Annotated in this window: 18 protein-coding genes; all 18 read right to left on the bottom strand. The window is 73.8% G+C overall.

Going from position 1 to position 25,488, the window contains the following annotated elements:
• Positions 1–122 precede the first annotated feature (122 nt).
• Positions 123–1,223 carry an amidohydrolase family protein gene (locus OMK64_RS08475; protein WP_272727642.1) on the bottom strand — a complete coding sequence of 367 codons (1,101 nt, stop codon included), beginning with the start codon at positions 1,221–1,223 and terminating at the stop codon, positions 123–125.
• Positions 1,224–1,227: 4 nt separating this feature from the next.
• On the bottom strand, positions 1,228–2,832 hold the full coding sequence (ffh, locus tag OMK64_RS08470; RefSeq protein ID WP_272727641.1) for a signal recognition particle protein: 1,605 nt from the start codon (positions 2,830–2,832) through the stop codon (positions 1,228–1,230).
• A 24-nt stretch (positions 2,833–2,856) separates the two neighbouring features.
• A complete protein-coding gene (locus OMK64_RS08465) occupies positions 2,857–4,653 on the bottom strand; it encodes a [protein-PII] uridylyltransferase (RefSeq protein ID WP_272727640.1) in 1,797 nt (598 codons plus the stop codon).
• A 22-nt stretch (positions 4,654–4,675) separates the two neighbouring features.
• Positions 4,676–5,017: a P-II family nitrogen regulator gene (locus OMK64_RS08460; RefSeq protein WP_124343010.1), complete on the bottom strand. Its 342-nt coding sequence runs from the start codon at positions 5,015–5,017 to the stop codon at positions 4,676–4,678.
• The gene (locus tag OMK64_RS08455) at positions 5,017–6,321 is read right to left on the bottom strand and encodes an ammonium transporter (protein WP_272727639.1); all 1,305 of its coding nucleotides are present in this window, start codon (positions 6,319–6,321) and stop codon (positions 5,017–5,019) included. Before OMK64_RS08455 ends, OMK64_RS08460 begins: the two co-directional genes overlap by 1 nt.
• Before the next feature lie 180 nt (positions 6,322–6,501).
• Positions 6,502–7,722, bottom strand: a complete 1,221-nt coding sequence (gene ftsY / locus OMK64_RS08450; RefSeq protein WP_272727638.1) for a signal recognition particle-docking protein FtsY — start codon at positions 7,720–7,722, stop codon at positions 6,502–6,504.
• Positions 7,723–7,830: 108 nt separating this feature from the next.
• Complete coding sequence (locus OMK64_RS08445) at positions 7,831–8,169, bottom strand: hypothetical protein (protein ID WP_272727637.1); 339 nt, start codon at positions 8,167–8,169, stop codon at positions 7,831–7,833.
• A gap of 117 nt (positions 8,170–8,286) precedes the next feature.
• Positions 8,287–11,850: a chromosome segregation protein SMC gene (gene smc / locus OMK64_RS08440; protein WP_272727636.1), complete on the bottom strand. Its 3,564-nt coding sequence runs from the start codon at positions 11,848–11,850 to the stop codon at positions 8,287–8,289.
• Between the two features lie 111 nt (positions 11,851–11,961).
• Complete coding sequence (gene ndk / locus OMK64_RS08435; RefSeq protein ID WP_272727635.1) at positions 11,962–12,387, bottom strand: nucleoside-diphosphate kinase; 426 nt, start codon at positions 12,385–12,387, stop codon at positions 11,962–11,964.
• 55 nt (positions 12,388–12,442) lie between these two features.
• Entirely contained in the window at positions 12,443–12,838 is a 396-nt protein-coding gene (locus tag OMK64_RS08430; RefSeq protein ID WP_272727634.1) for a DUF4233 domain-containing protein, read from the bottom strand.
• A 9-nt stretch (positions 12,839–12,847) separates the two neighbouring features.
• On the bottom strand, positions 12,848–14,575 hold the full coding sequence (locus OMK64_RS08425) for an MDR family MFS transporter (RefSeq protein ID WP_272727633.1): 1,728 nt from the start codon (positions 14,573–14,575) through the stop codon (positions 12,848–12,850).
• A 94-nt stretch (positions 14,576–14,669) separates the two neighbouring features.
• Positions 14,670–15,356 carry a TetR/AcrR family transcriptional regulator gene (locus OMK64_RS08420; RefSeq protein WP_272727632.1) on the bottom strand — a complete coding sequence of 229 codons (687 nt, stop codon included), beginning with the start codon at positions 15,354–15,356 and terminating at the stop codon, positions 14,670–14,672.
• A 97-nt stretch (positions 15,357–15,453) separates the two neighbouring features.
• A complete protein-coding gene (dhaM, locus tag OMK64_RS08415) occupies positions 15,454–16,167 on the bottom strand; it encodes a dihydroxyacetone kinase phosphoryl donor subunit DhaM (RefSeq protein ID WP_272727631.1) in 714 nt (237 codons plus the stop codon).
• Positions 16,164–16,805 carry a dihydroxyacetone kinase subunit DhaL gene (gene dhaL, locus OMK64_RS08410; RefSeq protein WP_272727630.1) on the bottom strand — a complete coding sequence of 214 codons (642 nt, stop codon included), beginning with the start codon at positions 16,803–16,805 and terminating at the stop codon, positions 16,164–16,166. Before dhaL ends, dhaM begins: the two co-directional genes overlap by 4 nt.
• Positions 16,806–16,839: 34 nt before the next feature.
• Entirely contained in the window at positions 16,840–17,835 is a 996-nt protein-coding gene (dhaK, locus tag OMK64_RS08405; protein WP_272727629.1) for a dihydroxyacetone kinase subunit DhaK, read from the bottom strand.
• A gap of 195 nt (positions 17,836–18,030) precedes the next feature.
• A complete protein-coding gene (locus OMK64_RS08400; protein WP_272727628.1) occupies positions 18,031–19,410 on the bottom strand; it encodes a bifunctional folylpolyglutamate synthase/dihydrofolate synthase in 1,380 nt (459 codons plus the stop codon).
• Positions 19,407–22,691 carry an isoleucine--tRNA ligase gene (gene ileS, locus OMK64_RS08395; RefSeq protein WP_272727627.1) on the bottom strand — a complete coding sequence of 1,095 codons (3,285 nt, stop codon included), beginning with the start codon at positions 22,689–22,691 and terminating at the stop codon, positions 19,407–19,409. The genes OMK64_RS08400 and ileS overlap by 4 nt, the downstream gene beginning before the upstream one ends.
• A gap of 339 nt (positions 22,692–23,030) precedes the next feature.
• Positions 23,031–25,403: a LamG-like jellyroll fold domain-containing protein gene (locus OMK64_RS08390; RefSeq protein ID WP_272727626.1), complete on the bottom strand. Its 2,373-nt coding sequence runs from the start codon at positions 25,401–25,403 to the stop codon at positions 23,031–23,033.
• Between the last annotated feature and the right edge of the window lie 85 nt (positions 25,404–25,488).

Below are 25,488 nucleotides of genomic sequence, written 5' to 3'. Positions count from 1 at the left end.
AGCCATCGGGTACAGCCGACCATTGTGCCAGACGACGCGGCGTCCTCCCAAGCCGGCCCGACGGGTCCGACCACGGCCGTCCGACCGGCCGCCCGTCGCGCCGTCGTCGGCGTCCACGCCGGTCAGCGCACGCGGTGCCCGCGCAGGACGACCGCGGCCGGGTCCGCCAGCACGGCGACGTCGTCCCGGGGGTCGGCCGTGTAGACGACCAGGTCCGCCGACGCGCCCTCGCTCAGGCCGTCGACGCCCAGCCACGCGCGGGTCCGCCAGCTCGCCGCCGCGACCACGTCCCGCGCGGGGATGCCGGCGCGTGCCATCTCGGCGGCCTCGTCGGCGATCCGGCCGTGCCCGATGGTGCCGCCCGCGTCGGTGCCGACGAGCACCCGCACGCCCGCGTCGTGCAGGTCGCGCACGTGGTCGTACCGCCGCTCCCCCATGGCCCGCATCCGCGCGGCGAACAGCGGGTACCGCGCCTCGCCCTGCGCGGCGATGGCGGGGAACTGCGCGACCTGCAGGAGCGTCGCCGTGACCGGGATGCCGGCGGCGGCGATCCGGTCGATGTGGTCCGAGGACGCGCCCGTCGCGTGCTCGAGGCAGTCCACGCCCGCGTCGAGCAGGTCGTCGAGCGACTCGGTCGCGAACGTGTGGGCGGTGACGCGTGCGCCGGCGTCGTGCGCGGCGGCGACGGCGTCCGCCAGCACGTCGCGGGGCCAGAGCGGCCGCAGGTCGCCGGCGGGGCCGAGGTCGCGGTCGATCCAGTCGGCGACGAGCTTGACCCAGCCGTCGCCGCGCGTGGCCTCCTCACGGACGGCTCCGGGCAGCTCCTCGACGGTCGCGAGCTCACGCCCGTAGTGGCGCAGGTACCTCTTGGGGCGGGCGAGGTGGCGGCCGGCGCGGATCAGGCGCGGGAGGTCGTCACGCGCGTGCACCCAGCCGGTGTCGGCGGGCGAGCCCGCGTCTCGCACCAGCAGGACGCCCGCGTCGCGGTCGGCGAGCGCCTGCTTCTCGGCCGTGCCGTCGTCGACGGGGCCGTCGGACGCGAGCCCGATGTGGCAGTGCACGTCGACCAGGCCCGGCAGCACCCAGCCGTCGAGCACCGCGGTCGGCGATGCGGCGGGACGCGAGAACGTGATGCGCCCGCCGACGACCCACGCTTCGCCGACCTCGCGGTCGTCGTCGAGCACGACGGTCCCGCGCAGGTGCAGCACCTCGCCGGCCGTCATGGCGTCAGCGCCCGAGGAAGCGGTCCAGCCCGGCGGGGAGCTGCAGGTTCGCCGGGTCGACGTCCTGCTGCGCGGGCTGCTGGCCGCCGAGCCCGAACGCCGAGCCGCTCGCCGCCGGCGTCGCCGGGCCGCGCTCGAGCGCGGCGCGCTCCTGAGCGGCGCGCTTCGCGGGGTTCCCCGACTTGCCCTTGACCTTGCGCGCGGGCGCGGCGGTCCGGCCGCGGGACTTCTTGCCGCCCATGCCCGGCAGGTTGCCCATGCCTGGCATGCCCGGCATGCCACCGCCCTTGGCCATCTGGCGCATCATCTTCTGCGCACCGTCGAACCGCTCGACGAGCTGGTTGATGTCGGTCGGCGTGGTGCCCGAGCCGCGCGCGATACGGGCGCGGCGCGAGCCGTTGATGATCTTCGGGTTCTGCCGCTCGGCGGGGGTCATCGAGCGGATGATCGCCTCGATGCGGTCGACCTCGCGCTCGTCGAAGCTGTCGAGGGCCTCCCGCATCTGGCCCATGCCGGGGAGCATCCCGAACATGTTCTTGAGCGGGCCCATCTTGCGCAGCTGCTGCATCTGCACGAGGAAGTCCTCGAGCGTGAAGTCCTCGCCGCTGACGAGCTTGCCCGCCATCTTCTCGGCCTGCTCGGCGTCGAACGCCTTCTCGGCCTGCTCGATGAGCGTCAGCACGTCACCCATGTCGAGGATGCGCGACGCCATGCGGTCGGGGTGGAAGACCTCGAAGTCCGTGAGCTTCTCGCCCGTGGACGCGAACAGGATCGGGCGGCCCGTGACCGACGCGACCGACAGCGCGGCACCACCGCGCGCGTCGCCGTCGAGCTTGGACAGCACGACGCCCGTGAACCCGACGCCGTCCGCGAAGGCCTGCGCGGTCGTGACCGCGTCCTGGCCGATCATCGCGTCGATGACGAAGAGGATCTCGTCGGGCTCGACCGCGTCGCGGATGTCGGAGGCCTGCTGCATGAGGTCGGCGTCGACGCCGAGGCGACCCGCGGTGTCGACGATGAGCACGTCGTGCTGCCGGGTGCGCGCGGTCTCGAGGCCCTGACGGGCCACGGACACGGGGTCGGCACCGGCGGGCAGGTAGTCGTCGGAGCCCTGGTTGCCGGGGTGCGGCGCGTATACCGGCACGCCCGCACGCTCCCCCACGACCTGGAGCTGCGTGACCGCGTTGGGGCGCTGCAGGTCCGCGGCGACGAGCAGCGGCGTGTGGCCCTGGTTCTTGAGGTGCAGCGCGAGCTTGCCCGCGAGCGTCGTCTTGCCCGCACCCTGCAGGCCGGCGAGGAGGATCACGGTCGGCGGACGCTTGGCGTACGCGAGCGGGCGGTTCTGGCCGCCGAGGATCGACACGAGCTCGTCGTTGACGATCTTGACGACCTGCTGCGCCGGGTTGAGCGCCTGCGAGACCTCGGCCGACAGCGCGCGCTCGCGCACCGCACCCGTGAAGGAGCGCACGACCGGCACGGCGACGTCCGCGTCGAGCAGCGCGCGGCGGATCTCGCGCACCGTGGCGTCGATGTCCGCCTCGGACAGACGGCCCTTGGTGCGCAGGTTCTTGAAGGTCGACGTCAGTCGGTCGGACAGGGTGGCGAACACCGGGCGGTCCTCACGCTTCGGGGATCACGGACGTCCCAGGGTACCCGCCAGGCGCCGGCCGGCCCGCGCGACGAGGTCGTCGACGAGCGTGCCGCGCCACGCGCTCCACGCCGCCGGGCCCGCCGCGGACGCGTCGGCCTCGGTCAGCGCGCGCAGCACCGCGAGCAGGTCCGCGCGGTGGTCGACCGCGTCGAGGAGGCGGTCGACCGTCGCGGGGTCGTCCGGGTCGGCCGTCGTGGCGAGGTCGACGAGCGTGAGGTGCTCGCGCACGAGGCGGGCGACGTCGCTCGCGACCTGGTCGTCGAAGCCCATGCGCTGCACGATCGGTGCCGCGAGGCGCGCACCCTCGACCGAGTGGTCGCCCGCCCCCGCGCGCTTGCCGATGTCGTGCAGCACCGCGGCGAGCAGCAGCGTGTCGCCGAGCGCGAGGTCGCGGCGTGCGTGGCCCGCGCGCGCGACGGTCTCGACGAGGTGCCGGTCGACGGTGTGCCGGTGCACGGGCGAGCGCTGCGGCCGGTTGCGCACGCCCGCCCACTCCGGGATCCACGTCGTCACCACGCCGGCCAGGTCGAGCGCCTCCCAGATCGGGACCTGCGCGTGCTCGGACGCGAGCAGCTGGACGAAGTACGCCCGCGCCGCCTTCGGCCACGGCGTCGGCAGCGGCGGCGTGGCCGTGAGGCTCGCGACCGTCACGGGCGACAGCGCGAGACCCGTGCGGGCGGCGGTCGCGGCGGCGCGCAGCGAGAGCAGCGGGTCCTCGGCCGGACGGGCGTCGACCGCGAGGACGATCTCGCCGTCGTGCTCGACGAGGTCCTCGGCGATGGGCCGCAGCCGCGGCGGCGTGCGTCGACCGCGCACGAGCACGGGCTTGCGGGCGGGCCGCTGGAGGGCCTGACGCGCGTTGCGCGCCGTCGTGTCGAGGGCGTACGAGATGACGCGGCCCGCCTCGGCGATGCTCGCGAGCAGGTCGTCGCGGTCGTCGAAGCCGACCAGCGCGGCGACCTCGTCCTGGTCGGCGAGCAGCAGCCGGTTGGTGTGTCGGCGCGTCGCGACCTGGACGGCGTCACGCACGTCGAGCAGGTGGGCGTACGCGTGGTCGACCGCGCCGTGCGGGCGGTCGGTGAGCCACGTCGCGGCGAGCGCGCTCAGCACGACCGCGTCGCGGATGCCGCCGCGGGCCTCCTTGAGCTCGGGCTCGATGCGGTACGCGAGCTCGCCGTGCTGCTCGGCGCGCTGCCGGGTCGAGGCCAGCAGCTCGGGCAGACGCCGGCGGGCCGCGGACCGCCAGTCCTCGAGCAGCGCGGACTTGGCGCGCGCGATCACGACGGCGTCGCCCGCGACCGGCTGCAGGTCGAGCAGGCCGACCGCCGCCGGGAGGTCCTTCGACGCGACCTGACGGCACTGCGCGAGCGAGCGGACCGAGTGGTCGAGGTCGAGCCCCGCGTCCCAGATCGGGTACCACAGGCGCTGCGCGAGCTCGGCGAGCTGCTCGGGCGAGTGCCCGCGACCCTCGTGCACGAGCAGCAGGTCGAGGTCGCTCACGGGGCTCGCGTCGCCGCGGCCGATGCTGCCGACGGCGCCGAGCGCGATGCCGTTGACCTCCTGGCCGTCCGTCGCCTGGTGCCAGAGCTCGGCGAGGCGGTGCCGGACGAGGTCGACCACGGCCGCGCGGCGCGCGACCCCGTCGGCGGTGGGACCCGTGAGGCGGGCGGCGAGGTCGAGCCGCTCGACGCGGAGGTCCCGCACCCCGACGAGCGGGTGCGGGACCTCCGGCGACTCGTGCTCGGCCGCGCCCCCCGCGGGCGGCCGGTTCTGCGTCATGTGCTGTGCGGGACCGTCCTGCTCAGAGGGCGTCGTCGCCGTGCTCACCGGTACGGACGCGAGCCACGTCCTCGACCGGCACGACCCAGACCTTGCCGTCGCCGATCTTGCCGGTCTGCGCGGCGCGCACGATCACCTCGGTGACGCTCGCGGCGTCCGCGTCGGCGACCAGCACGTCGATCTTGACCTTCGGCACGAGGTCCACGGTGTACTCCGCACCGCGGTAGACCTCGGTGTGCCCGCGCTGACGGCCGTAGCCGCTGGCCTCGCTCACCGTCAGACCCCGGACACCTGCCGCCTCGAGGGCCGACTTCACGTCGTCCAGCCGGTGCGGCTGGATGACCGCCGTCACGAGCTTCGTCATCACTTCACCTCCGTCACGACCCGGGCGCCCGCGCCCAGGGACTCGTACGCCGTCTCGCCGTGCGTGGCGAGATCGAGACCGCCGACCTCGTCCTCCTCCGTCGCCCGCAGGCCGATGGTGGCCTTGAGGATGAGGGCGATGACGAGCGTGGCCAGACCGCTGAACAGCACCGCGCACAGGGCGACGATGATCTGCGTGGCGAGCTGCCCGACGCCACCACCGTAGAACAGGCCGTTCTCGGCGCCGTCCGCGTACCAGGTCGCGTTCGCGTCGGTCGCGAAGAACCCGATGAGGACCGTGCCGACGAGGCCACCGACGAGGTGGACACCGACCACGTCGAGCGAGTCGTCGTAGCCGAACCGGTACTTGAGGCCGACCGCGAGGGCGCAGAGGATGCCGGCGACGACACCGATGCCGATCGCACCCCACGTGTCGACGGCCGCGGCGGCCGGGGTGATCGCGACGAGACCCGCGACGACGCCGGACGCGGCACCGAGCGAGGTGGCGTGGCCGTCGCGGACCTTCTCCGTGGCGAGCCAGGCGAGCATCGCGACCGCGGTGGCGACCGTCGTGTTGATCCAGGCGCGGCCCGCGGTGCCGTCGGCGGCGAACTCCGAGCCCGCGTTGAAGCCAAACCAGCCGAACCACAGGAGCGCGGCGCCCAGCATGACGAACGGCAGGTTGTGCGGCCGCATGGGCTCGCGGCCGAAGCCGCGGCGCTTGCCCGTGACGATCGCGAGGACGAGGCCCGCGATGCCGGCGTTGATGTGGACCACGGTCCCACCGGCGAAGTCGATCGGCGTGGGGAGCGAGCCGGCGAGGAACCAGCCGCCGCCGAGCAGGCCGCCGCCCCAGACCATGTGGGCGAGCGGGATGTAGACGACCGTGACCCAGATCGCGGCGAAGACGAGCCAGGTGTTGAACTTGAAGCGGTCCGCGATCGCGCCGGAGATCAGCGCGACGGTGATGACCGCGAAGGTGAGCTGGAAGCCGGCGGCGACGAGGAACGGCACGCCCGTGGCGGCCATGAGGCTCTGCTCGTCGGTGGCGCCCTGCAGGCCGAAGTACTCGAACGGGTTGCCGACGAAGCCGCCGTAGTCCCCGCCGAACGTGGCCGAGTAGCCGTACAGGACCCAGATGAACGAGACGATGCCGAGGGCACCGAAGCTCATCATCATCATGTTGAGGACGCTCTTGCCGCGCACCATGCCGCCGTAGAAGAACGCCAGGGCGGGCGTCATCAGCAGCACCAGAGACGCGGCGAGGATCATGAACGCGGTGTTCCCGCTGTCGAGTTCGAACATCGAAATCGCCTCTCCCGTCGCCAGCCGGGGGTGGCTGGTCCGGTACCAAAGGTCGGCCAGGACGATTTCGGCGATGCGCTGGCGGTGTTACAGCGGTGTGACAACGCTCACCCGCGGGTAAACGTTCGGTTTCGTGGTGGGCGACCGTCCAGCAGCGACCGCCCACCGTCGCTGCGTCGGCTACTGCGCGAGCAGGCCGTCCACGAACGCCTCGGGGTCGAACGGCGCGAGGTCGTCGGGGCCCTCGCCGAGGCCGACGAGCTTGACCGGGACGCCCAGCTCGCGCTGCACCGCGACCACGATGCCGCCCTTCGCGGTGCCGTCGAGCTTGGTGAGGACGATGCCCGTGACGCCCGCGACCTCGGCGAACACGCGGGCCTGGTTGAGGCCGTTCTGGCCGGTCGTGGCATCGAGGACCAGGAGCACCTCGGCCAGCGGAGCCTCGCGCGTGAGGACGCGCGTGATCTTGCCGAGCTCGTCCATGAGGCCCGCCTTGTTCTGCAGGCGGCCCGCGGTGTCGACGAGCACGACGTCGACCGCCTCCGTCTTGCCGGTCCGCACGGCGTCGAACGCGACCGACGCCGGGTCGGCGCCGTCCTTGTCCGACCGCACGGTCCGCACGCCGACGCGCGACCCCCACGTCTCGAGCTGGTCGGCGGCCGCGGCGCGGAACGTGTCGGCCGCGCCGAGCACGACGGTGCGCCCCTCGGCGACCAGGACACGCGCGAGCTTGCCCACGGTCGTGGTCTTGCCCGTGCCGTTGACACCGACGACGAGCACGACGGCGGGCACGGCCGCGCCCTCGGCCGTCGTCCCGGGGTCGGTGTGCAGCGAGCGGTCGAGCGTCGGGTCGACGATCGCGAGCAGCTGGTCGCGCAGCACGGCGCGCACCTGGCCGGGCTCGCGCAGGCCCTCGACACGGACGCGCGTGCGCAGCGCGTCGACGATCTCCGTGGTCGGGCCCGCGCCGACGTCGGCGAGGAGCAGCGTCTCCTCGAGCTCGTCCCAGTCGTCCTCGGTGAGGTGGTCGCGCGACAGGACCTGCAGCAGGCGCGCGCCGAGCGGCGAGCCGGACCGGGACAGGCGGTCGCGCAGACGGGTCAGGCGTCCCGCGACCGGCGCCGGGACCTCCAGGACGGGCGGCCGGTCGAGCTCCGCGACGTCGTCCGGCGCGGCCTCCGGTGGGGCCGTCCCCGTGGGCGTGTCGACCGGGACGGGGGTCGCGGCGGGCGCCTGCGGGTCCCCGAAGGGGGCCTCGGGCGCCGGCACGGGCGGCGGGACGTCCTGCGTCGTGGTGCCGCCGCGGCCGCGGCGCAGCGTGACGAGCAGCGTGCCGACGGTGACGACGACGACCGTCGGGATGCCGACGGCGAGGAGGGTGTTGAGGGTGTCCTGGTCCACGCGCACAGTCTCCCTGGGCGGCGGGCGTGCGCGCGAGCCGTTCGCCCGACGCGTCGGTGCGACCTGGCCCACACGGGGTGGACCGGTCGGGTCAGGGGGCTCCTGCGGTCAGGCGCCGCGCTGGCGCGGCAGGGCGCGCGCGGCCTTGCGGCTGGCCCGCTGCAGCGTGTCGGCGAGGTCGTCGACCTGCAGGTACGGGTCGCCCTCGTCGGCGGTCGCGCGCAGGAACTCGTCGAGGGACACGTCGACGGGGCGCACGGAGGCGGCGGCCGCGGCGGCGGTCTGGTCGGCGTCGGGGTGCTTGCGTGCCGCCCAGCCCGCGCGGAACGCGCGCCACGGTCCGGTGCGGTCCTCCCCGGGCGCGCCGGAGCCCGCCGCGACGCCGGCGAGGATCAGCACGGCGAAGGCGACGAGGAGCGACACGAGGATCCCGACGAGCACAGCCACGGGTCCATCCTCCGCGCCGCACGGACGCGACGCGCGCGACGTCACCCGCGCGGCGGGCAGCCCTCACACGATCTCCACACGCGCCGTCCGGCTCGTCCCGGTCGCCCGGATCCAGGCTCAGACGGCGACGTCCTCGCGCATGCGCTGGCTCACGACCGTCGTGACGCCGTCGCCGCGCATCGTCACGCCGTAGAGCGCGTCCGCGATCTCCATCGTGCGCTTCTGGTGCGTCACGACGATGAGCTGCGAGTCCTCCTGCAGCTCGCGGAAGATGTCGAGCAGGCGGCCGAGGTTGGCGTCGTCGAGTGCCGCCTCGACCTCGTCCATGACGTAGAACGGCGACGGCCGCGCCTTGAAGATCGCGACGAGCAGCGCGACGGCGGTCAGGGACCGCTCGCCGCCCGACAGCAGCGACAGGCGCTTGACCTTCTTGCCCGCGGGGCGCGCCTCGACCTCGATGCCCGTGGTGAGCATGTCGTCCGGGTCCGTCAGCACCAGGCGCCCCTCGCCGCCCGGGAACAGGCGCGGGAAGACGACGTCGAACGCCGCGGCCGTGTCGCGGTACGCCTCGGCGAACACCTGCTCGACGCGCTCGTCGATCTCCCTGACGATCTCCAGCAGGTCGGCGCGCGACTTCCTGAGGTCGGCGAGCTGGTCGGTGAGGAACTTGTGCCGCTCCTCGAGCGCGGCGAACTCCTCGAGCGCGAGCGGGTTGACGCGCCCGAGCAACGACAGCGCACGCTCCGCCGCCTTGAGGCGCTTCTCCTGCTGCTCGCGCACGAACGGCACCGCGGTCGGCGCGTCGGGGTCAGGCTCGGTGCCGGGCGGCAGCACGACGGGCACGTCGCGGTGCGGGCCGAACTCGTCGAGCAGCACCTGCGGGTCCAGCCCGAGCTCCTCGACCGACCGGTTCTGCAGCTGCTCGATGCGCAGCCGCTGCTGCGTGCGGGCGACCTCGTCGCGGTGCGCGGCGTCGGTGAGCTGCGCGAGCTCGCGCGCGAGCTCGTCGACCCGGGCGCGCGTCGCCGACAGCTGCTGCTCGCGCTCGGTGCGGGCGGCCTCCGCGGCCTCGCGCTCGGTCGACGCCTGCCGCAGCGAGCCCTCGATCGCGGCGAGCGCGTGGGCTGCTCCCTGCCCGACCGCGACGGCGGCCGCCGCCTGCCGCGCCCGCACCCGCTCACGCTCGGCGGCCTTCTGGCGGGCGGCACGCTCGGCCTCGGCCGCGCGTTCGAGCGACGCGGCGCGCCCCGACAGGGCCCGCGCGCGCTCCTCGCTCGTCCGCAGCGTCAGGCGAGCCTCGGTCTCCCGCGAGCGGGCGCCCGTCGCGAGGCCGGCCAGGGAGTCGCGGCGCTCGGTCGCCTCGGCGATGGTCGCCTCGGTGTCGACGGGCTCGTCCTCGGCGACCGCGAGGCGTGCGGTGAGGTCGGCGAGCTCGGCGGCGTCGGACTCCAGGGTCGCGGAGGCGGCCGTGAGCGACGCCTCGACGCGGTCGGCCTCGGCACGCGCGGCGCGGACGGCGGACCCGAGCTGGCCGAGCTGCTCCGCGACCGCGGCGAGGGCGGCGTCGGACTCGTTGAGGCGGGCGAGCGTGCGGTCGTGCTCGTCGCGGGCCCGCTGCTGCTCGGCGGTCGCGGCGGCGATCTCGAACCGCAGGCGCTCGGCGGTGGCCGTCGCCTCGGCTGCGCCGGACCGGGCCTGGTCGAGCGCGGCCTGCAGGTGCAGCGCGCTCGGCGCGGTCGCCGACCCGCCCGACGCGCGGTGGCGGGACAGGACGTCGCCCGCGCGGGTCGCGACGACGAGGTGCGGGTGCTGGGCGACGAGCGCCCGGGCCGTCGCGAGGTCGTCCACGACGACGACGTCGGCGAGCAGCGCGCGCACCGTCGCCTGGACGTGCGACGGGGCCGTGACGAGGTCGACCGCCCGGTCGGCGCCGGGCGGCAGGTCCGGGACCGGTCGCACATCGGGGGCGCCAGCGACCAGGAGCGTCGCGCGACCCGCGTCCTCGGTGCGCAGCCAGCGCAGCGCGTCCACGGCGGCGTCGACCGACTCGACCGCGACGCCGTCCGCGAGCGCGCCCAGGGCGGCCACGACGGCCTCCTCGTCGCGCGCGTCGACCGCGAGCAGCGCCGCGACCGACCCGACCGTGCCGGTGAGCCCGTCGGCGGCGAGCAGCGCGCCCGCACCGTCCTTGCGTGTGAGGCTCAGCTCGAGCGTCTCGGCACGTGCGACCAGTGCACCGTGCTCGCGCTCGGCCTCCGACAGCCGCTGCTGCAGGTCGGTGAGCCGTTCGGTCGCGACGTCGAGCGCCTCGGTGGCGGCCTCGTGCGCCGCGTCGAGCCCCTCCTCGCCGGCCTCCACGCCCGCGACCTCGGACTCGAGCGCGACGAACTCCGTCGAGGCGGCGGCCTCGCGCTCGCGCGCCGCGGCCAGCGTCTCGTGCAGGCGCCCGATCTCCGCCTGCGTCGCCTCGACGCGGCTGCGGCGGGCCGCGACCTGCCCGGCGAGCCGCGCGACGCCCTCGCGCCGGTCGGCAGCGCCACGCAGCGCGGTCGCGAGCTCCTTCTCCGCGGCCGTCGCGGCCTGCTCGGCCTCCTGACGGGCCGTCACGGCGGCCTCGAGCGCGACCCGTGCCAGGTCCACCTCGGCGGCGAGCTCGGCCTCCGCGGCCCGGACGCGCTCCGCCTGGGCGGCGAGGTCGTCGGGGTCCTGCCCGCCCGTGCGCTCCGACCCGGCGCTGCCGAGCAGCCGGACGCGGTCCGCCGCGAGCGACGCCGTGCCCCGCAGCCGTTCGCGCAGCGACGACAGGCGGTACCAGACCTCGGTGACCTCGGTGAGGTGCGGCGTCGCCTCGGCGGCCTCCCGCTCGAGCGCCGCCAGGCCGTCCCGTGCGGCGGCGAGCGACTGCTCGACCTCCGCGCGGCGCGCGAGCAGCGCGGACTCGTCCGCGATCTCCTGCTCGAGCGTCGCGCTGAGCTGCGCGAGGTCGTCCGCGAGCAGGCGCGCACGTGCGTCACGCAGGTCGGCCTGCACGACGGCGGCCTTGCGCGCGACCTCGGCCTGCCGGCCGAGGGGTCCGAGCTGGCGACGGATCTCGCCGGTGAGGTCGCCGAGCCGCGTGAGGTTGGCCTGCATCGCGTCGAGCTTGCGGAGCGCCTTCTCCTTGCGCTTGCGGTGCTTGAGGACGCCCGCGGCCTCCTCGATGAACCCGCGGCGCTCCTCGGGCGTCGCGCGCAGCACCGCGTCGAGCTGGCCCTGCCCGACGATGACGTGCATCTCGCGGCCCAGCCCGGAGTCGGACAGCAGCTCCTGGATGTCGAGCAGCCGGCAGCCCTGCCCGTTGATCGCGTACTCGGACCCGCCGCTGCGGAACAGCGTCCGGGAGATCGTGACCTCGGTGTACTCGATCGGCAGCGCGCCGTCGGTGTTGTCGATGGTCAGCGCGACCTCGGCGCGGCCGAGCGGCGGGCGGCCCGCGGTGCCGGCGAAGATGACGTCCTCCATCTTCCCGCCGCGCAGCGACTTGGCGCCCTGCTCCCCCATGACCCACGCGAGCGCGTCGACGACGTTCGACTTGCCCGACCCGTTCGGGCCGACGACGCAGGTGACGCCCGGCTCGAAGCTCAGCGTCGTCGCCGAGGCGAACGACTTGAACCCCCGCAGGGTGAGGGTCTTGAGGTGCACGGGGGAAGCCTAGGACGTGGACGGCGGGCGGTCGGGGACGCTGGCCGCGTCCGCCGGCCGCCCGCCGTCGGAGTCAGTGCTGCTGCTGGTGCCGTGCCGTCGTCGCCGTCGTCAGAGCGAGGGGAACCACAGCGCGATCTCGCGCGCCGCCGACTCCTCGCCGTCCGAGCCGTGCACGAGGTTCTGGATCACCTTGAGGCCCCAGTCGCGGGACAGGTCGCCGCGGATCGTGCCGGGGGCCGCCACCGTCGGGTCGGTCGCGCCCGCGAGCGAGCGGAAGCCCTCGATGACGCGATGCCCCTCGACGACCGCGGCCAGCACCGGGCCCGACCGCATGAACTCGACGAGCGGCTCGAGGAACGGCTTGCCGGCGTGCTCGGCGTAGTGCTCCGCGAGCAGGGCCTCGTCGGCCTCGCGGAGCTCGACGGCGACGAGCGTGTAGCCCTTCGCCTCGATGCGACGCAGGATCTCCCCCACCAGACCCCGGCGGACTCCGTCGGGCTTGACGAGGACCAGGGTGCGCTGCATGTCTGTCATGGGCGTCACCCTAACGGGGGCGGATCGACGGCCCGGTGACGTGTCCGTGAACGCCTCAGGGTCCGACCATGCCGGGGTGCGCGGCGTCCCACTCGGCGCGCTCGCGGTCGATGCGGCCGCCGACGCGCAGCGAGAAGACCCACAGCGCGGCGAACACCGCGCCGACGACGAACATCATCGGGACGACGAACCCGCAGGCCAGGACGACGACCTGCGCGACCGACCCGGCGACGTAGCCGCCGGGGCGGCCGACCCAGCCGGCGAGCACGATCAGCACGACCGTGAGGGAGCCGCCGACCCACCACACGGTGGTGGTGTCGGCGACCCGCAGGCCGTACGCCACGAGCGTCGCGAAGAACACCACGAAGGCCTCGAGGATGAGCATCGTCTGGGTGAACTGCGGCTTCGCGGGGCGCTTGCGGCGCACGGCCTGCGGGTCGGTCGAGCTCATCGCGTCAGGTTACCGGGCACCCACGGCGTCGCCGTCGACGGCCCGGTCACCCGCGGAGGGTGCCGTGTCGTCGTCGTGCGCGGGGGCCGAGAGCTCGTCGACGACGACCGCGCCGTCGACCGCCGCGTCGGCGTCGGTGCGGCCCGCACGCACGTCGTCGGCCGCGACCGCCTCGCCGCGCGCGACCATGCCGGCGACGTCGGACAGCTTCACCTCGCGGAGGAACAGCGCGAGCACGAAGCCGACGACGACGAGCGGGATGAAGTACCAGAACGACGACGACAGGCTGCTCGCGTAGGCGTCGATGACACCGGACTTGAACGGCTCGGGCAGCTGCTGCACGAGGTCGGGCGTGAGACCCGACGTCTCGCCGCCCGTGCCCGCGGGCACGCCCGCGAACACCTCGGTGACCTGCTCGACGAGCCGGCTCGTGAACATCGTCGAGAAGACCGCGACGCCCACGGCCGCACCGATCTCCCGGAAGAAGTTGTTCGCCGACGTCGCGGTGCCGAGCTCGTGCGGGTCGACCGCGTTCTGCACGGCCAGGACGATCGTCTGCATGACGAGGCCCATCCCGGCGCCGAGCGTGAAGATCATGGCGCCGAACAGCCACATCGACATGTCGCCCGTGATGCGGGTCAGCCACACCATGCCGACGGTCGTGATGGCGAGGCCCGCGACCGGGAAGATCTTGTAGCGGCCCGTCTTGGTGATCGCGATGCCGGAGCCGATCGCGGTGAGCATGACGCCCGCCATCATCGGCAGCAGCAGGTAGCCGGACTGCGTGACGCCGACGCCGGTCGACATCTGCAGGAACGTCGGCAGGAACGCGAGCGCCGAGAACATGCCCATGCCGAGGATGAACCCGATGGCCGTGGCGATCGTGAACGTGCGGTTGCGGAACAGGCGCAGCGGCAGCAGCGGGTCGGACGCCTTGAGCTCCGCGAGGATGAAGAGACCGATCGACAGCAGCGTGCCGACGACGAGCGCGAGCAGGCCCGGGTCGGACCAGTCGTAGCCGCGCTGGCCGCTCCAGCTCTCCCAGCTCGTGGCGAGCACCAGGCCGGACGTGCCGAGCACGACGAAGAGGATGCCCGCGACGTCGATGCGACGGCCCGACCGGTGCGACGGGAGCTTGAGGGCCACCCACGCGACCGCGAACGCGGCGATGCCGACGGGGATGTTGATCCAGAAGCACCAGCGCCAGTCGGCGTGCTCGGTGAACAGGCCGCCGAGCAGCGGGCCGACGACGGCCGCGATGCCGAAGAGCGCCCCCATCGGACCCATGTACTTGCCGCGCTCCTTGGCGGGCACGATGTCGGCGATGATCGCCTGCGACAGGATCATGAGGCCACCGCCGCCGAGGCCCTGGATGCCGCGGCCGACGACCAGCCAGCCGAACGACGCGGCGAAGCCGGCGACCGCGGAGCCCGCGGTGAACAGCGCGATCGCGACGAGGAACGGCCAGCGCCGGCCCCAGATGTCGCCGAACTTGCCGTACAGCGGCATGACGATCGCGATGGCCAGGATGTAGGCCGTCACGACCCAGCCCTGGTGCTCGACGCCGTCGAGCTCGCCGACGATCGTCGGCATCGCGGTGCCGACGATCGACTGGTCGAGCGACGACAGGAACATGCTCGCCATGAGGGCGCCGAAGATGAGCCAGACGGTGCGGGGCGTGAGGACGACGAGCGGCTTGTCGCTCGCTCCCACGTCGGGGACGGTGGCGGTGGCCATGGTGTTCCTTGCTTCTCAGGGGACGGGATGGCGTGGTCGTGCGGGCGCGCGCGGGCGCCCGGGCTCACCGTGGGCGGCGAGCAGATCGGGACGGTCAGTCGGCGAGCAGCGCGCGCAGCTCCCCGACGACGGTGTGCAGGTGGTCGCGGATCTCGCCCTCGCTGCCGCCGGACTCCCAGCGGACGAACGTCGCGTGCGTGAGGAAGAGCGCGAGCGAGGCGACCGTGTCGGGCGAGTGGACGGGGTCGTCGCCGAGGCGTCGGGCGACGAGCGCCATGAGGTTGCCCTTGTGCTTGTCGAGCCAGGCCAGGTGCCGGGCGAGCAGCCGGGGCTCCTGCGCGGCGATGGCGAGGCCCTTCGCGAGGCGCGCCCGCCCGGGCGGCGCGGCGTCGAGCAGCGAGCCGACGAGGTGCTCGAGGTCGGTCACGAGGTGTCCGGTCGGACCGCCGGACGCGAACTCGTCCTCGACGACCGGGTCGATCGGGTACGTCGCGTGCCCGAGGACCGCGTCGTCCTTCGTCTCGAAGTAGTTGAAGAACGTGCGGACGGAGACGCCCGCGGCCTCGCAGATCGCCTCCACCGTGACGGCGTCGAGACCGTCGCGGTCGACGAGGCGGTGGGTGGCGTCGATCAGCTGGTCGCGGCGCGCGCGCTTCTTGCGCTCGCGCAGCCCGAGCGCGCCGACGAGTTCGACGATGCTGGGCGCCGACTCGTCGACCGGCCGCGTGTCCGCGGGGTCGACGGGGTCGCCGAGCCCGGGCGTGGCGTCGACTTCCTGCATGGGATGCAACATTACATCCTCTGCAACTTTGCAGTCCATGCAGTTCTTGTGCCGTCGCTCACCTGGCCCATGGGCGCCCGGCTCCCCCAGCGGCGCGTCAGACCTCGCCGAAGCCGCTCTCCACCGCCGCGAGCAACGCGTCCCGCGCCTCCACGGCCTGCGAGCCCTCGGCCTCGACCACGATCTCCTGCCCCTGGACGGCCCCGAGCTTCATGAGCTGCAGCACGCTCGCCGCGTCGACGCCGTTGACGCGGACGCGCGCGTCGTAGCCGGCGATCATGCGCGCGACGATCGCCGCCGGGCGCGCGTGCAGCCCCAGAGGGTTGCGCAGGACCGCCGCGCCGCGGGCGACCTCGGCCCCCGAGGCGGCGGAGGTCGCGGGCTCGCCCGGGGGCACCGCCGCGAAGGTCGTCCCTGCGTGCTCGGCCGCGGCCACGACCGCGGCGAGGTCCGCTCCCCCGTGCGCTGCGACCGCGGCTGCGACGGCTCCCTCGACGAACGGCGCGTCCGCGAGCCGCACGCGCTCGGCGACGTCCGGCTCCGCGAGCTCGAGCACCGACTCCGCGGTCAGGACCGCCGAGCCGAGGTCGGTCAGGACGACCGCCGACCGACCGTCGCCCGTGGCCTCGCCCAGCGCCGCCTCGACCAGGTCGTAGCTCGTGCCAAGCCCACCGTCGGGACCGCCCCCGGCCGCGAGCAGCAGCACGCCCGGCGCCATCTGCCCGGCGAGCTCGACGGCACCCTCCGCGAGCCCGCGCGAGTGCGACACGAGCACGAGCGCGACCCGGGCGGTCGCGCGCTCGCCCGTCACGCCGCTGCCTGGGCGGCGCCGGCGGCGGCCGCGAGCAGCAGCTCGGTCGAGCGGGCGCCCGGGTCGAGGTGACCCGCCGAGCGCTCGCCCAGATAGCTGGCGCGCCCCTTGGTCGCGACCAGGGGGATCGTCGCCTGCGCACCGTCGGCGGCCGCCTGCGCCGCCGCCGCGAGCACCTCCGGGGGCGCCGCACCCTGGTCCGCGGCCGCGACCGCCGCCTCCGTGGCGGGCGTCCACGCGTCGACCATCGTCTTCTCTCCCGTCGTCGCCTTGCCGCGCGCGACGATCCCCTCGAGCGCGGCCTCGAGCAGCGCGACGACACCGCCGCTGTCGAGCTCGGTCACGTCGGTCGCCCGCGCGGCCCGCAGGAACGCGGTGCCGTACAACGGTCCCGCCGCGCCGCCGACCGTGGACATGAGCGTCGTCGCGACGAGCTTGAGGACGTCGCCGATCTGGGCGGGCTGCTCGGGCAGCGCGTCGAGCTTGGCGACGACGGCCTTGAAGCCGCGGTTGAGGTTCTCGCCGTGGTCGCCGTCGCCGATCTGACGGTCGAGCTCGACCAGCTCGTCGCGATGCTCGGCGACCGTCGCGGCGCTCGCTCGCACCCACGCCACCGCCCACGCCACGTCCAGCGTCATGCCCCGTCCCCTCGGCCGCGGACGCCCCGGACGCTCACCACCGCAGAGCGGTCGTGTGCACGGGGGCGTCCCACAGGGCGGTCAGCTCGGCGTCCAGCCGCAGCACGGTGACCGACGCGCCCTGCATCTCCAGTGATGTCACGTAGTTGCCGACGAGCGAGCGAGTGACCTCGACCCCGCGCTCGGAGAGCAACGCGCGTGCCCGACGATAGACGACGTACAGCTCGGAGGCGGGCGTGCCTCCCATGCCGTTCACGAACAGCAGCACCTGCTCGCCGCCCGACAGACCGAGGTCGTCGACGACGGGCGTCAGGAGCATCTCGGTGATCTCGTCCGCGCCTGCGAGCGGGATGCGCCGTCGGCCGGGCTCGCCGTGGATGCCGATGCCGATCTCGATCTCGTCCTCGGGCAGGTCGAAGCTCGGCTTGCCGGCGTGCGGGACGGTGCAGGCGGTGAGCGCGACGCCCATGGACCGCACGTTGGCGATGACGCGTTCGGCCACGGCCGCGACCGCGTCGAGGTCGTCGCCGCGCTCGGCGGCCGCCCCGGCGATCTTCTCGACGCAGACGGTCCCGGCGACGCCGCGGCGCCCGGCGGTGTAGAGCGAGTCCTCGACGGCCACGTCGTCGTTGACGACGACGGAACGCACGGTCACGCCCTCGGCCTCGGCGAGCTCCGCGCCGGTCTCGAAGTTGAGCACGTCGCCCGTGTAGTTCTTCACGATGGCGAGCACGCCCGCGCCGCCGTCGGCCGCCTGGATCGCGGGCGCGATCTGGTCGGGCGTCGGGGACGTGAACACCGCGCCCGGCACGGCCGCGTCGAGCATGCCGACGCCGACGAACCCCGCGTGCAGCGGCTCGTGCCCGCTGCCGCCACCGCTCACGAGGCCGACCTTGCCCTGCCGCGCACCGCCGGCGCGCACCACGTACGGCGGGTCGAGGTGCACCTCGACGAGGTCCGGGTGCGCGGCCGCGAAGCCTTCGAGCGACTCGGCGACGACGTCCTGGGGGTCGTTGATGAGCTTCTTCACGCTGTCCGTCCTCCCGTCGACACGGGCACGACCGCCCACGTCAGGTGCGGTCGGGGCCTCGTCGTCCCGACCACCCCCACCTTCTCCGCGACCTCGCCGAACAATCAAGGCGACGACGTGCGCCCCCGGTGCACGTTCGTGCAACCGGGGGCGCGGCGTCACCCGGACGGGTGGCGGATCGGGTGCACCGCGTCGTCAGGGGCGGCCGAGGAGGATGCGGGCCTCCGCGACGAGCACGATCGAGCCGGTGACGAGCACCGCGGCCCCCCGCTCGACCTCGCTCTCCGCGAGCGACGCCGCCACGTCGACGGCCTCGTCGAGCCGCTCGACGACGTGCACGCGGTCCTCGCCGAACACGTCGATCGCGACCTCGGCGAGGTCCTGCGCGTCGAGCGCGCGTGCCGTCGGGGCACGCGTCACGACGACCTCCGCGAGCACCGGCTCGAGGACCGACAGGATGCCCTCCGGGTCCTTGTCCGCCATGACACCGACGACGCCCACCACGCGCTGGAACGCGAACGCCTCCTCCAGCGACGCGACGAGCGCCTCCACCCCCGCGGGGTTGTGCGCGCCGTCGACGATCACGGTCGGGCTCGACCGCACGACCTCGAGGCGGCCCGGCGACGTGACGTCGGCGAACGCGGCCCCGACGACGTCGCCGTCGAGCGCCGCACCGCCCGTGAGGAACGCCTCGACCGCGACGAGCGCGAGCAGCGCGTTGTGCGCCTGGAAGGCCCCGTGCAGCGGCAGGAACACCTCGGAGTACACGCCCCCGAGCCCGCGCAGCGTGAGGAGCTGCCCGCCGACCGCGACCTGCCGGTCGACGACCGCGATCTCGACGCCCTCGCGCACGACGCGCGCCCCGTGCTCGGCCGCCGCCGCGAGCACCACGCCCTCGACGTCCTCGGCCTGCTCGGCGAGGACGAGCGTCGCACCGTCCTTGACGATCCCCGACTTCTCCGACGCGATCTCGACGAGCGTGTCGCCCAGGTAGCGCTCGTGGTCCATCGCGATCGGGGTGATGACCGCGACCTCGCCGTCGACGACGTTGGTCGCGTCCCACCGGCCGCCCAGGCCGACCTCGATCACCGCGACGTCCACGGGCGCGTCCGCGAAGGCCGCGAACGCCATGACCGTGAACACCTCGAAGAAGGACAGCCGCGGCTCGCCCTTCTCGGCCGACCGCTGGTCGACGAGGTGCACGTACGGCGCGACGTCCTGCCACACCTCGACGAACCGCTCGTCGCTGATCGGCTCACCGTCGATCGCGATGCGCTCGGTCACGCGCGTCAGGTGCGGGCTCGTGAACCGTCCGGTGCGCAGGCCGTGCTCGCGCAGCAGCCGCTCGACCATCCGGCTCGTCGACGTCTTGCCGTTCGTGCCCGTGAGGTGGATGGTCCGGTACGCGCGCTGCGGGTCGCCCAGCAGCTCGCACACCGCGCGCACGCGGTCGAGCGTCGGGTCGATGTCGTGCTCGGGCGCGCGCGCGAGGATCGCGCGGTAGACCTCGTCGGCGGCCTCCCGCGCGGCCCGCGCCTGCTCGGCCCGCTGGTGCTCGGATCCCTGCTTGCTCATGCCTCGTACCCGCCCGCCTCGACGGCCTCGACGTGGACCTCGACCGCATCGCCGGCCGAGGGGTTCACGGTGACGCCCACCGCGAGCGTCTCGTGCGCGATGGTGTCGCGATGCGTCTCGACGTCGGCCACGTGGTCGCGGGGCACGTCGAGCGTGAGCAGGATGCGGTCCCCGACGTTGAGGCCGGCGGCCTTGCGGGCGTCCTGCACCTGCCGCACGACGTCACGCGCGTACCCCTCGGCGAGGAGCTCGTCGTCGAGCGCGCAGTCGAGCACGGCGAACCCGTCGGTCGACAGCACCGCGGCGGCCAGGTCGGCACCGTCGCGCTGCTCCACGACCGTCGACACCGTGTACTCGTGCTCCTGGAGCGCGACCTCGCCGTCGTCGGTGCGCACGACGACGCCGTCGGGCGTCTGCTCCCACGCACCGGCCTTCGCCGCCTTGATGACGGACTGCACCGAGCGCCCCAGCCGCGGTCCCGCTGCACGGGCGTTCACCGCGAGCTGCGCGCTCACGCCCAGGTCGGCCGCGTCGGCGTCGTCCAGGCCCAGCAGCCGGACCTCGCGGACGTTCACCTCGGACGCGATCAGGTCGACGAACGGGCCGAACCACTCCGGGTGCGGGACGACGACGCGCAGGGCGCGCAGCGGCTGACGCACGCGGATCTGCCGCGCCTTGCGCAGCGCGTGCGTCGTGGACACGACCTCGCGGACGCGGTCCATCGCGGCGACGAGCTCGGCCTCCGTGAAGTCGACGCCCGCGTCCGTCGCGGGCACGTCGGCGGCCGTCGGCCAGTCGGTGAGGTGCACGCTGCGGCCGCCGGTCAGCCCGCGCCAGATCTCCTCCGTGACGAGCGGCGCGAGCGGCGCCATGAGGCGCGTGAGCACCTCGAGCACCGTCCACAGCGTGTCGAACGCCGCCTGGTCCTCGTCCCAGAACCGGTCGCGCTGCGTGCGCACGTACCAGTTGGTCACGAGGTCGAGGTGGTCGCGGACCGCCTCGCACGCCTCCGCGATGTCGTAGGCGTCGAGGTCGCGCGTGACGTCGTCGACGAGCCAGCGCGTGCGCGCGAGCACGTACCGGTCCATCGTCGCCAGCCCCGCGACGCTCTCCTCGTCCACCCGCTTCGCGGTGAGGCCCGCACCGCCGCGCACGGCGCCCGCGTACAGCGTGAAGAAGTAGTACGTGCTCCAGAGCGGCAGCAGGACCTGGCGCACGCCGTCGCGGATGCCCTCCTCCGTGACGACGAGGTTCCCGCCGCGCAGGATCGGGCTCGACATGAGAGACCACCGCACGGCGTCGGAGCCGTACTTGTCCCACATGACGACGGGGTCCGGGAAGTTGCGCAGCGACTTCGACGCCTTGCGGCCGTCGTCGCCGAGCACGATCCCGTGGCACATGACGTTGCGGAACGCCGGGCGGTCGAAGATCGCCGTCGCGAGCACGTGCAGCGTGTAGAACCAGCCGCGCGTCTGCCCGATGTACTCGACGATGAAGTCGCCCGGGTAGTGGTGCTCGAACCAGTCGGCGTTCTCGAACGGGTAGTGGACCTGCGCGAACGGCATCGCGCCCGAGTCGAACCACACGTCGAGGACGTCGGGGATGCGGCGCATCGTCGAGCGCCCGGTCGGGTCGTCCGGGTTCGGGCGCGTGAGGTCGTCGATGAACGGCCGGTGCAGGTCCGGCTCGCCCGCCTCGTTCACCGGCAGGCGGCCGAAGTCGGCCTCGAGCTCGGCGAGCGAGCCGTACACGTCGACGCGCGGGTGCAGCGGGTCGTCCGACACCCACACCGGGATCGGCGTGCCCCAGTAGCGGTTGCGGCTGATCGACCAGTCGCGCGCGTTGCTCAGCCACTTGCCGAACTGGCCGTCCTTGATGTGCTCGGGCGTCCAGGTGATCTCCTGGTTGAGCTCGACCATGCGGTCGCGGAACTCGGTGACGCGCACGAACCACGAGGACACGGCCTTGTAGATCAGCGGGTTCCGGCAGCGCCAGCAGTGCGGGTAGGAGTGGTCGTAGGTCTCGTGGCGCACGACGACGGACCGCTGCGCCGCGTCGACCCGCGCGAGCGGACCCGAGCCCGCCTTGAGGTCCGCGATGATCGGCTTGTTCGCCTCGAACACCTGCTGGCCGGCGTAGTCGCCGACCTCGGCCGTGAACCGGCCACGCGCGTCGACCGGCACGACCGGCGCGATGCCCGCGGCGTCGCACGCGACCATGTCGTCCTCGCCGAACGCGGGCGCGAGGTGCACGACGCCCGTGCCGTCCTCGGTCGTGACGAAGTCCGCCGCGAGCACCCGGTGGGCGTGCTCGTGGCCCGCGAAGTAGTCGAAGGGCGGCGTGTAGGCGCGGCCGACGAGGTCCGTCCCGGCGACCGTCTCGACCACGGTCGCCTCGCCGAGCTCGCGGGCGTACGCGGCGAGCCGCGCGGCGGCCAGCACGACGCGCTCCCCCGGGTGGGCCTGCGCGAACGACGAGTCCGCGGCGGGCTCGACGACGACGTAGTCGACGTCCGGGCCGACGGCGACCGCGAGGTTGCTCGGGAGCGTCCACGGCGTCGTCGTCCAGACCAGCAGCAGCTCACCGGTCTCAAGGCGGAGGCCGACGGTCAGCGCGGGGTCCTGGCGCGACGCGTAGACGTCGTCGTCCATGCGCAGCTCGTGGTTCGACAGCGGCGTCTCGTCGACCCAGCAGTACGGCAGGACGCGGTAGCCCTCGTAGGCGAGGCCCTTGTCGTAGAGCTGCTTGAACGCCCAGATCACCGACTCCATGAAGGTGACGTCGAGCGTCTTGTAGTCGTGGTCGAAGTCCACCCAGCGCGCCTGCCGCGTCACGTACTCGCGCCACTCGCCCGTGTACTTGAGCACGGACTCGCGGCACGCCCGGTTGAACGTCGCGATGCCGAGCTCGTCGATCTGCGCCTTCTCCGTGATGCCGAGCAGCCGCTGCGCCTCGAGCTCCGCGGGCAGGCCGTGCGTGTCCCAGCCGAACCGGCGCTCGACGCGGCGGCCCTTCATCGTCTGGAAGCGCGGGACGACGTCCTTCGCGTAGCCGGTCAGCAGGTGGCCGTAGTGCGGCAGGCCGTTCGCGAACGGCGGTCCGTCGTAGAAGACGAACTCGTTGCTCCCGTCCTGCCCCGCGTCGCGCTGGTCGATCGACGCCTGGAACGTCCCGTCGGCGTCCCAGTGCGCGAGGACGTCGCGCTCGAGGCCCGGCAGGTCCGGCGACGCGGGCACGGGCTGGTCGGGGCGGTGCAGCGGGTAGCGCGGTGCGGTGGTCACCGTCGGGTCTCCTGGTCGATCTCGCTCACGGCCGCGAGGACGACCACCCCCGGGTGCGGGGACGACCGCGGTACCACCTCGCTTGCCGGCTCCCCCTCGCGGGGTCGTCGACCTCTCTGCTGCGGCTGTGACGGGCCTGCCCCGTCCGGTTCTACTGGGGCTCGCACCCCTGACGGGTCCGCGCCTGTTCTTCCGGAGGCTCGCCGGTGATGGCCGGGTCGACGCCTGTGCGGGTGAGTCTACCGACCCGTCCCGGCAGGTCCGCCACCGCGAATGCGTCCGTGCAGGCCGCGGCCCGGTCGCCACGGGAGGAGCCGTGACGACCGGGCCGCGTCGAGGTCAGCGCGTCGCGAGCGCGGCGACCTCCGTCGGGGTGAGCGCGGAGCTCCAGACGGACACCTCGTCGACGTCGCCCTCGAACGGCGTGTCCCACCAGTTGACGCCGAGCGCGAACGTGCCGGTCGTCGTCGTGAGCACGTCGGGGAAGCCGGTGCCCGTGTAGCGCGCCTCGCCGTCGACGTAGACGACCACGTCGCCGCCGTCGACCGTGACGGCCACGTGGCTCCACTCGCCGACCGGGATCTGCGTGCCCGTGCCCGCGTCGTACCACTGCGTGCCCGACCAGACCATCGTCGAGCCGCCGACGCCGTCGTGGCCGCGCGGGACGACGCTGACCCAGCTGTCGACGTCGCGCGCCGCGAAGAACGCGGTGGTGTACGTCGTGAGCGCCTGCGGGCGCAGCCACATCGACGCCGACCACGTCGAGCCGGAGACGAGGCCGTCGGGCAGCCGGACGCCGGTCGAGCCGTCGAGGTGGGCCGCCTGGCCGCGCGCGCCGTCGGCGACGTACGTGACCTGGCCGCCAGCCTGGTCGACCCGCGGACCGGTCGTCGCGGCCGGGGTGTGCGTGCCCGTGGCGTCGGCGAGGTCGCCCTCGAAGGACCACGAGCCGACGACGCCGCCCGTGACGCGCTGCAGGACCGTGACGTCGAAGGTCGCCGTCCTCACGACCGTGCCGTTGCGGACCGTCGCCGTGAGCGTGGCGTGCTGGTCGCCCGCGCCCGCCTCGGGACGGGTCACATCACCGGTCGCCGAGACGACGGCCGGGTCGGAGGACGACCACGTGATGGTGGTGCCGTGCGTGCCGGTGGTCGGCAGCGTGAGGTCCGCGACGACGCCGGACGTGTCACCGAGGTCGAGGTCGGCGACGACCGCGTCGACCGCCTGCTTCGCGGTGAGCGACGGGACCGCGCTTCCCCAGAGCGTGACGCCGTCGCGGGACAGGACGCTGAACGTGACGACCCAGCGGGCCTGGTCCGGCTGCCACGAGCGCGTGAACACGCCGTCGTAGCGCGTGCCGCCCGCGTCGATGCGCGCCTGGTTCTTGCCCGTCAGCGACCACTTCCCGGTCAGCGAACCGGTGACCTTGCCGTTGGCCGTCAGCGTGACAGGTGTCGCGCTGCGCTGGTCGGCCGTGAGCGCCTTGTCGTGCGTCACGAGCGCGTACTCCCCCGCGACGTCCTTGCGCTCGACGCGCCGGTCGTCGCCGCCCGCGTAGCGGTACGGGTCGAGCACGGGCCAGCCCTGGGTGTTCATCCACATCTCGTGCACGCGGACCTCGTGCTGCTCGCCCCGGCCCGGGAACCGCGCGTGGAAGACGAGGAACGTCTCGCCCGTCTCCGGGTCGCGGTACCAGCTGTTGTGCCCGGGCGACAGGTAGCCCGTGCCGGGACCCTCGCCGGGGTCGCCGACCTCGCGCGCGAACAGGTGGTTGCCGAGGATCTTGGTGCCGAACGGCTCGATCGACGCGTCGTCGAACAGCGGCTTGGTCGGGTCGGACTTGACCTGCGCCATGTCGTTCCCGGCGGCGTCGAGGTACGGGCCGTCGGGGCTCGTGGAGCGAGCGACGCGGACGTTGTACGCGCCGTTCGCGTCGAGGCCGCCGAACGACAGGAAGAGGTAGTAGTAGCGCGTCCTCGGGTCGTACATGACGGTCGGACCCTCGATGCGGCTGTGGTTCCCGCCGACGAGGTGCTTGCCGTAGCCCTGGCCGTCGACCGGCTTCCCGGTCGAGGGGTCGAGCTCGAGGATGAAGATGCCGCCCGAGTACGAGCCGTAGACGAGCCACCACGTCCCCTGGGCGTCGACGAACGCGTCCGGGTCGACCGTGTTGGGGTGCACGCGGGCGTCGTAGATCGCGCCGTCGACCGCGTCGGACGGCTGGTCCCACATCCCCGACCTCAGGAAGATGCCCTGGTCGACGTACGGGCCGTCGACGTCGTCGCTCACCGCGATCCCCATCGCCGAGCGCGGCGAGTCGCCCTTGCAGGCGTTGTAGTACATCGCGTAGCGGCCGTCGGGCAGCTGGATGACGTCGGCCGCCCAGAGGGTGTCGGTCTGCGCCCACGCGAACGTCTCCGCGAGGTTGGCGCGGACGTCGTCGAACAGCGGGTTGTCGGCGTTCGCGCCGTCGGCGACCTTCTCCCAGTGGAGCAGGTCGTCGGTCTTCGCGGCGGCGAGGTGGCTGCCGAACACCCAGATCTCGTCGTCCGACGTGACGACCGACGGGTCGTGCACGGAGACGTCCTGGAACGTCGGCGGTGGCGGTTCGGCTGCGCGGCGGTGCGCCTGGGCGGCGGGGGCGCTCGTGACGCCGAGCGCGAGGGTGAGGGCGGCGGCCGTGAGGGCGGCACGCACGGGGCGACGGGCCATCGGTACTCCTGGTGCGACGTCGGACGCAGGACAGGGCGCTGGTGGGCGGCGGTGCCGCGCGGAAGCGCCTCGTCCGGAATCTACA

Origin of the sequence: Cellulomonas fimi (genome assembly GCF_028527925.1) — a bacterium.
GTDB lineage: Bacteria > Actinomycetota > Actinomycetes > Actinomycetales > Cellulomonadaceae > Cellulomonas > Cellulomonas fimi_C.
Note: the sequence above shows the minus strand (reverse complement) of the source record. Positions and strands in the feature narration are given on the sequence as shown.

Excerpts from the sequence above, each read along its gene's own strand:
- OMK64_RS08400 (WP_272727628.1), bottom strand. The coding sequence starts at position 19,410 with ATGAGCAAGCAGGGATCCGAGCACCAGCGGGCCGAGCAGGCGCGGGCC.
- OMK64_RS08390 (WP_272727626.1), bottom strand. The coding sequence starts at position 25,403 with ATGGCCCGTCGCCCCGTGCGTGCCGCCCTCACGGCCGCCGCCCTCACC.
- OMK64_RS08420 (WP_272727632.1), bottom strand. The coding sequence starts at position 15,356 with ATGCAGGAAGTCGACGCCACGCCCGGGCTCGGCGACCCCGTCGACCCC.
- OMK64_RS08475 (WP_272727642.1), bottom strand. The coding sequence starts at position 1,223 with ATGACGGCCGGCGAGGTGCTGCACCTGCGCGGGACCGTCGTGCTCGAC.
- dhaL (WP_272727630.1), bottom strand. The coding sequence starts at position 16,805 with ATGACGCTGGACGTGGCGTGGGCGGTGGCGTGGGTGCGAGCGAGCGCC.
- ndk (WP_272727635.1), bottom strand. The coding sequence starts at position 12,387 with ATGACAGACATGCAGCGCACCCTGGTCCTCGTCAAGCCCGACGGAGTC.
- OMK64_RS08455 (WP_272727639.1), bottom strand. The coding sequence starts at position 6,321 with ATGTTCGAACTCGACAGCGGGAACACCGCGTTCATGATCCTCGCCGCG.
- OMK64_RS08425 (WP_272727633.1), bottom strand. The coding sequence starts at position 14,575 with ATGGCCACCGCCACCGTCCCCGACGTGGGAGCGAGCGACAAGCCGCTC.
- OMK64_RS08465 (WP_272727640.1), bottom strand. The coding sequence starts at position 4,653 with ATGACGCAGAACCGGCCGCCCGCGGGGGGCGCGGCCGAGCACGAGTCG.
- OMK64_RS08460 (WP_124343010.1), bottom strand. The coding sequence starts at position 5,017 with ATGACGAAGCTCGTGACGGCGGTCATCCAGCCGCACCGGCTGGACGAC.
- OMK64_RS08430 (WP_272727634.1), bottom strand. The coding sequence starts at position 12,838 with ATGAGCTCGACCGACCCGCAGGCCGTGCGCCGCAAGCGCCCCGCGAAG.